Source organism: uncultured Psychromonas sp., assembly GCF_947489755.1.
Classification (GTDB): Bacteria; Pseudomonadota; Gammaproteobacteria; order Enterobacterales; family Psychromonadaceae; genus Psychromonas.
Genome location: NZ_CANLFB010000056.1, coordinates 1 through 6,913, shown reverse-complemented (window position 1 = coordinate 6,913; position 6,913 = coordinate 1). Strand labels below are relative to the sequence as shown.

Below are 6,913 nucleotides of genomic sequence, written 5' to 3'. Positions count from 1 at the left end.
ATTGGTTTGGCGATTACTATCAGATCAAATTCAGAGCATGTTTTCAATGTATTTTTTTCTTAAGATCCAACCTATGATTCATCATTAAAATACTCAGATAAATTCGATATTAACGGTGGAAGTGCGGAATCAATAGACTTGGTCATTTAACGTTAATAAAAAATTCATTTATTAATTTAATCCAGACAATAAAAAAGCGCTAGTAATAGCGCTTTTATGGAATCATCAACCTCATTAACTAAACCATAATAGCTTCAATCAACTCTGTTGTGTTTATCTGAATTCGGCAGCTTTAATGAAATGATGCTAGTGATCACTAAGAACGCAAAGGCTATCCATAAACAGGCGGCAAAACCATAGGCTTGGTAAACCCAACCAGATAATACGGTGCCTACTAGGCGTCCCATTGCATTAGCCATGTAATAGAAGCCCACATCTAATGAGACACCGTCTTGTTTTGCATAGCTGATAATTAAGTAGGAATGTAAAGAAGAGTTAACGGCAAAAATAGCCCCAAAAATTAAGAGCCCAATCGTTATCATCCATTGCACTTGCCATTGCAGTTCAATACCAATCGCTAACACACCCGTTACAACCGCCAATAACGTACACCACAACATTGCGCTTTTTCCGTCAGGTGTTGTGCCCTCTTTCGCGAAAAAAGCCGTTATTTTAGGGGCAAAACCTTGCACAATACCATAAGCAATGACCCACGCTGCGAGGAAACCACCCACAATGGAATGTGACCAACCAAAGATGCTCGCTAAGTAGATAGGCAAGGCCACCACAAACCACACATCACGTGATGCAAACAAGAATAATCGTGCGGCTGATAAGATGTTCACTGGACCTGATTTTGAAAACATCTGGCTGAATTTAGGTTTAGTTTTGGCTTTCCCTAAGTCCCCTTCAAGGAAAATTAAGCTCAGAATAAAGACTGCGGCTAAGACTACAGCCATGATCACTAAAGCGACTTGAAACCCCACCAGCGTTAGCAATAAGCCACCAATGAAAAATCCCGCTCCTTTTAGGGCATTCTTAGATCCTGTTAATACGGCAACCCAATGGTAAAGTTTCCCTTGTTGGTTATTGGGAATGAGTGTTTTGATGGCGCTTTTAGCACTCATTTTGTTGAGATCTTTAGCAATACCAGACAAGGCTTGTGCCATCATCACCCAAGGTATGGTTAACCATTCACTGGGTACGGTTAGCAGTAAGAGTGCAAACACTTGCATGCCTAAACCAATATTCATGGTACGGTTTAAGCCAATTCTCGCCCCTAACCAACCGCCCACTAAGTTGGTGATCACCCCAAAGACTTCATAGAACAAAAACAACAAAGCAATATTTAATGGACTATAGCCCAATTGATAAAAATACAGCACCACCAACATACGGAGTGCCCCGTCAGTCACCGTAAAGTTCCAATAGTTAAAGGTAACTAATAAATACTGACGTAATGATTTATCAAGTTTTGAAAGCCACTTCATTGTTTTGTTTCCTACATTGAGCAAATATCTAGCACTTAAAAATGACGTTAAGCTAACGCTACTTTTTTCATTAGCTCTGCTGTACGTGTCGCATAGCCCATTTCATTGTCATACCATGCATAGATTTTTAACATACGCTTGCCAATCATCATGGTGGATAATGCATCAACAATCGTTGAACGTTGGTCTCCACGGTAATCAATCGACACTAATGGGCGCGTTTCAAAGCCTAAAATGCCTGCTAACTCACCTTGTGAAGCTTGCTCTAATAACTCATTCACTTCTTCAGCTGTGGTATCTCGATCCAGCTCAAATACGATGTCAGTTAATGATGCATTCGCTAAAGGCACACGCACGGCATGACCGTTTATTTTCCCTGCTAACTCAGGAAAGATTTCAATAATTGCTTTTGCAGAACCGGTTGTTGTTGGGATCAAACTCATGCCACAAGCACGGGCACGACGTAAATCTTTATGCGGAGCATCGAGAATGGTTTGTGTATTGGTTAAATCATGAATGGTGGTAAATGCTGCGTTAGTAATGCCTATTTTTTCCTGAATCACTTTCACGATTGGCGCTAAGCAGTTAGTCGTACAAGATGCCGCTGTAACAATTTTATGTAATTCTGCATTAAATACATGATCATTAACACCGACAACGATATTAGCAATGTCTTGATGTTTTACTGGTGCAGATACCACGACGCGTTTAACACCTTGTGCAGTATATTTGTCTAGTAGTGCTTTTTCACGGTGAACACCCGTTGCTTCAACAACGACGTCACAAGCAGACCAATCAACGGCATCAATCTCTTTCTGCTGACTCACTGCAATTGATTTTCCTGCAATTGTCATTGTGTTATCTGTACTTTCTACAGCATGTGCCCAGCGACCTTGAATTGAATCAAACTCTAATAAATGCGCTAGTGTTTTAGCATCACCCGCAACATCGTTAATTTGTACGAATTCAACCTCTGGCCAATCAAATGAAGCTCTCATTACCAAACGACCAATACGCCCAAATCCATTTATGCCTACTTTAATTGTCATGATTTTTCTCACTTTATTGATGATGTTATTAATACGTTTTATTTTCTTTGGTTACTTACTTTGTAATGAATGAGATCATTCATTTTATAGCTTATTTACTGGCTAACTTTGCCACTTGGTAGTTAGCGATATCTTGTTGGTATTCTGCTTTTAAACAGTTTGAGGCAGTTAGACCTGCGATTACTTTGCGCATCCACCCTGGTAATTCTGAATTAACAAGGTAATACACCCACTGTCCATCTCGTTGATCGAGCAAAACACCAGATTGACGTAGGATAGCTAAATGTCGAGATATTTTAGGTTGGCTTTGCTCAAGAGCCGCACATAACTCACCCACACTGACACGCTCTTCTCGCGCAATTAAGATCAAACAACGCAAGCGTGTTTCATCGGATAACATTTTAAAAAATTGATGGGGCAACATAAAAACATCCACATATACGAATATCCATATATATTAATTATTCCACATCATAAATCAAGAGATTATTGATCAATTATTTTTAAAAACTTTAAAAGCATTTAAAGATGATGGGTATCGAATTGATAAATAAGTAAAAAAAATCTTACTATTTAAATCCAAGCTTCTTTTTAAAGTGATGTTTAAAGGCTGTGTTTAAAGCTATACCTAAAACTGATCTCTAAAAGCTACGTTTAAAAGTTATCTTAAAATTTTTATAGAATAGAAATAATCAATAACGTTAAAGACTTTGCATTAATATTGATATTGATATTGATATTGATAAGCTGAGATGAGTCATAGAGAGACATCTATGAATTTAATTGAAATGAATTGAGCGAGTTGAACGAGTTGAACGAGTTGAACGAAAATAGATAGCTGAAAATAAATGAATAAAACAGCTCAATAAAAGCATTTATACTTGTTGAAATCGTTTTAAATGATACTGAAATAACGCAGATATTATCTGCGGATAACAATAGTCAGCTCTTCTCTCTTTGGCTATTTTGCTTTGTTTGATTTACCTTGTTTTATCGGGACCTATACTGCTTTATGGATCAGTGATGGCTACTTCTGTAGGTAGGCAAAGCCATTTTGGTAATGTTCTATTTTAATTGGCGTAAAGCATAATGTTCTAACTTGGTTAACATCGGACTTATCGTTTTTTGTATCGTTTAAACTATTGTTTTGTTTATTGGCATCATAATCTTGATCGTCATCTTGATCATCATTCCACCCTATTTCTGCAGACACAGTAAGTTGTATAGCATGGCCTAGTTGAGTATCGAAAAATAATAAACTGGCTATTGGATTTAGTAATAAATTACCTATGGTATTAAAAAAACCATTACCATAATAATCTTCCACTAATAATTGACCTGACTCATTAACCTCTACGAATCCAGCGTCTCCACCGCGATGAGAAATATCAGTGCCGCGATTATTTAACCGCTTTCCATCATCAAAGCAACTCGCAATAAAAAAGGTATCTGCATTGGTAATCACCTGTTTTATGGTTTTATCGATGCTGATCTTAGTGCTTAACGCGACCTCTGTTATCGAAGGGGAACGTTGATACTCAGGGTTAAAAATCCATATTTTAGGTTGAATATATTTAGGACAATTACCAAAGCTTTGCAGTACTTTCACTGTCATGTTTTTTTGATTGATATCGGTGACAATAACGTTAATACGATTACGTCTTTTCGAGTGAAACTCAAGACCCAGTAAACCCATTCTATCGCCAATGTTAACGCTTTGATTAGTAAAGTCGCCTATCGAATATTGGAGATTAATAACCAATTCACTTGGATCTGGAGATGAAACAAAACCGGGGTCACCAAATAATACACTGGCACAAGTCTGCGACTGAAAATTTGTATAGCCAATAAACATCATGGTAAGCGACTCAAAAAAATCGCGATGTTGTTGAGGCATTAATTCACGAATGAATTTAGGCCCTACTTCAGCCATACGTTGTTCAGTGCCTACACGTTTTTGTGCAGTTAACTCGCCATGGTGCCAACTGTTAGCCACTGTATTATTCATAAAAGCGCCCTACTCGCTGATCAGCTCTAATCTAACGCCACCAGGAATCAAACACATCATGTGTACAAAAGGTGAATCGCCTAATGCTTCTGGTGCAAATTCAATTTCAACATTCTCAAGTTGAAGCAGATTTTGATATAAAGCATTTAGTTGCTCGATACTGTTCACTTTTAATGCAAAATGATGCAAGCCGACATTCTTTGTACGATCGAATTCAGTCATATTTTCAGCATCTTTGATCTGCCATAGCGTTAACATAACTGTACCATCCGATACAAAAATCGCAGGATAAGCTGGCACTTCGCCTACTTTTTTGAAATTTAATTGCTCAATAAAAAAAGCAGCTGTTTGTTTTATATCTGGAATAGTCAGACCTAAATGATGAATGCCTGACGTTTCAATTGTTGTTGTAGCATTTGCTGCATTGCTGCTTTCTGTTGATTTTGGTGATGATGTAGCGCACATAGTAGATACCTTTAAATTAATTTAATTTATTGTTTTATAAAAAATATTTGTTACACAAGTCGCGATATAAATTGCCATAAAAGCGAGGACAAAATGATTGTAAAAGCAATTGCAGAAACAATTGCAAAAACAAAAGTGAACAAATCTGTTCACTACTATAAGTGAACAGAACTGTTTACGTCAAGTTTAAATTGGTTATAATTTAGTTATCATGTACCGTTTAATAAAATCGGTCGTTAAAAGGACAACCAATAATATGCAACCAAGAAAACAACATTTAATCGATACCGCACTGATTTTATTCAATCAGTTTGGTTATCACGCAACGGGTATTGATTTGATTTTAGCTGAATCGGGTGTTTCAAAAGCAACGTTATACAAACACTTCCGTAGCAAAGAAGAGTTAATATTGGCGGCATTGCAGCTTCGCCATGAACAAGTTGTCAGTAAATTGCAGGATAAAATTGAAGCTAATAAACAAAACCAAGAAAAGACTGACCCCGTTGAGAATGTATTGGTTATTTTTGATAATTTAAATGAATGGTTTAATAGTGAGACTTTCTTTGGCTGTAACTTTATTAATGTCAGTGCTGAGTACGCCGATCCCAATCATCCGATTAATATCTTCGCGGCAAAACACAAACAAGTGATTGTCAATATGATTGCTGAACAGTTAACGACGAAAGAAAATAATCAAGCCACTCAGCAAAAAGCAGATCAAATAGGGTTATTGGTTGAAGGTGCGATTGTAATGGCTCACACTCGCGGAATGAAACAGTCAGCATTGATTGCAAAAGAGATGGCAAGAGGCTTATTTTAACGAGTTTCAATTATAGGCGTGTAACGTTTTACAGGCATGGGCTTAAGTTAACTTATTAACTTAGCATTGCATAGCCTTAAAGAAACGGGATAAAGAGACGACTTTAAAAATACTATTTCAGCAACTTTTTAAGCATAGACAGTTTGCCCTTGTAAGCAGGGTAAACAAAAGAGAGATCAAGCCAAGTCGCCGCTTTCAATACACTTTTTTGATGAGAAAAACAGTCGAATCCAAACTTGCCATGATAATGCCCAATACCGCTATTCCCCACTCCACCGAAAGGTAAATTCGGGTTTGCTGCATGTTGTAAGCAATGGTTAATCACAACCCCGCCGGCTTGAATCTTGGATGATAATAAACGTTGAACCTGTTTATCTTCACTGAAAATATAAGCCGCTAAAGGATGATGAGATAACTGGCGAATAATGGTGAAGACTTCATCTAATTCAGAAAAACTAATCACCGGTAAAACTGGCCCAAATATTTCTTGTTGCATGACAGGATCAGTCAGTTTTACATTGGCCATAACAGTCGGCGCAATATAACGTTTTTGAATATCGACATCCCCGCCTACCACTACTTTATCAGGCTCAATCAACTCACTAATGCGTGATGCATGTTTTACATTAACAATGCGCCCAAAATCTTCACTTTCACTGGCTTTTTTACCGTAAATCAATTCAATGCGTTGCACTATTTTGTCTAGGAATATCTGTTTAATTGAATCATCAACCAACACATAATCAGGTGCAATACAGGTTTGCCCTGCATTAAGCATTTTTCCATAAACAATGCGTTTAACGGCAATATCAAGGTTGGCATCTGCGCAAACAATACACGGGCTTTTACCACCAAGCTCTAACGTAACAGGCGTTAGATGTTCTGCCGCTTGCTTCATCACTAATTTACCGACCTCTGTACTACCAGTAAAAAAGATGTGATCAAATTTTTGCGCGAGTAAAGCCGTGACTTCTTCAACACCGCCATTAATACAATTGACGTAATTAACCTCAATTCTGCTTAAGGAATTGAACTAAATGCCCACCTAGTGATCAGATCTTTCGACCAAGAACGATTTGAA

7 protein-coding genes are annotated in these 6,913 nt (G+C 37.6%); 1 reads left to right on the top strand and 6 read right to left on the bottom strand.

All coding sequences use genetic code 11. The annotated features are described in order from the left end of the window. Positions 1 to 254 precede the first annotated feature (254 nt). The 5 genes from arsJ to Q0794_RS17860 form a co-directional block, all read right to left on the bottom strand. On the bottom strand, positions 255 to 1,490 hold the full coding sequence (gene arsJ / locus Q0794_RS17880) for an organoarsenical effux MFS transporter ArsJ (protein WP_298944212.1): 1,236 nt from the start codon (positions 1,488 to 1,490) through the stop codon (positions 255 to 257). Positions 1,491 to 1,537: 47 nt separating this feature from the next. Then, positions 1,538 to 2,539 carry an ArsJ-associated glyceraldehyde-3-phosphate dehydrogenase gene (locus tag Q0794_RS17875; protein ID WP_298944210.1) on the bottom strand — a complete coding sequence of 334 codons (1,002 nt, stop codon included), beginning with the start codon at positions 2,537 to 2,539 and terminating at the stop codon, positions 1,538 to 1,540. 91 nt (positions 2,540 to 2,630) lie between these two features. Then, positions 2,631 to 2,963, bottom strand: a complete 333-nt coding sequence (locus tag Q0794_RS17870; protein ID WP_298944209.1) for a metalloregulator ArsR/SmtB family transcription factor — start codon at positions 2,961 to 2,963, stop codon at positions 2,631 to 2,633. A 603-nt stretch (positions 2,964 to 3,566) separates the two neighbouring features. Further along, positions 3,567 to 4,547, bottom strand: a complete 981-nt coding sequence (locus Q0794_RS17865; protein WP_298944207.1) for a pyridoxamine 5'-phosphate oxidase family protein — start codon at positions 4,545 to 4,547, stop codon at positions 3,567 to 3,569. A gap of 9 nt (positions 4,548 to 4,556) precedes the next feature. Next, positions 4,557 to 5,012 carry a VOC family protein gene (locus Q0794_RS17860; protein ID WP_298944206.1) on the bottom strand — a complete coding sequence of 152 codons (456 nt, stop codon included), beginning with the start codon at positions 5,010 to 5,012 and terminating at the stop codon, positions 4,557 to 4,559. 256 nt (positions 5,013 to 5,268) lie between these two features. Between Q0794_RS17860 and Q0794_RS17855 the strand changes: the two genes are divergently transcribed. Next, entirely contained in the window at positions 5,269 to 5,832 is a 564-nt protein-coding gene (locus tag Q0794_RS17855) for a TetR/AcrR family transcriptional regulator (protein ID WP_298944204.1), read from the top strand. Positions 5,833 to 5,944: 112 nt separating this feature from the next. Here Q0794_RS17855 and Q0794_RS17850 read toward each other — a convergent pair whose 3' ends face one another. Continuing rightward, positions 5,945 to 6,823, bottom strand: a complete 879-nt coding sequence (locus Q0794_RS17850; protein ID WP_366522570.1) for an aldehyde dehydrogenase family protein — start codon at positions 6,821 to 6,823, stop codon at positions 5,945 to 5,947. Positions 6,824 to 6,913: the final 90 nt, after the last annotated feature.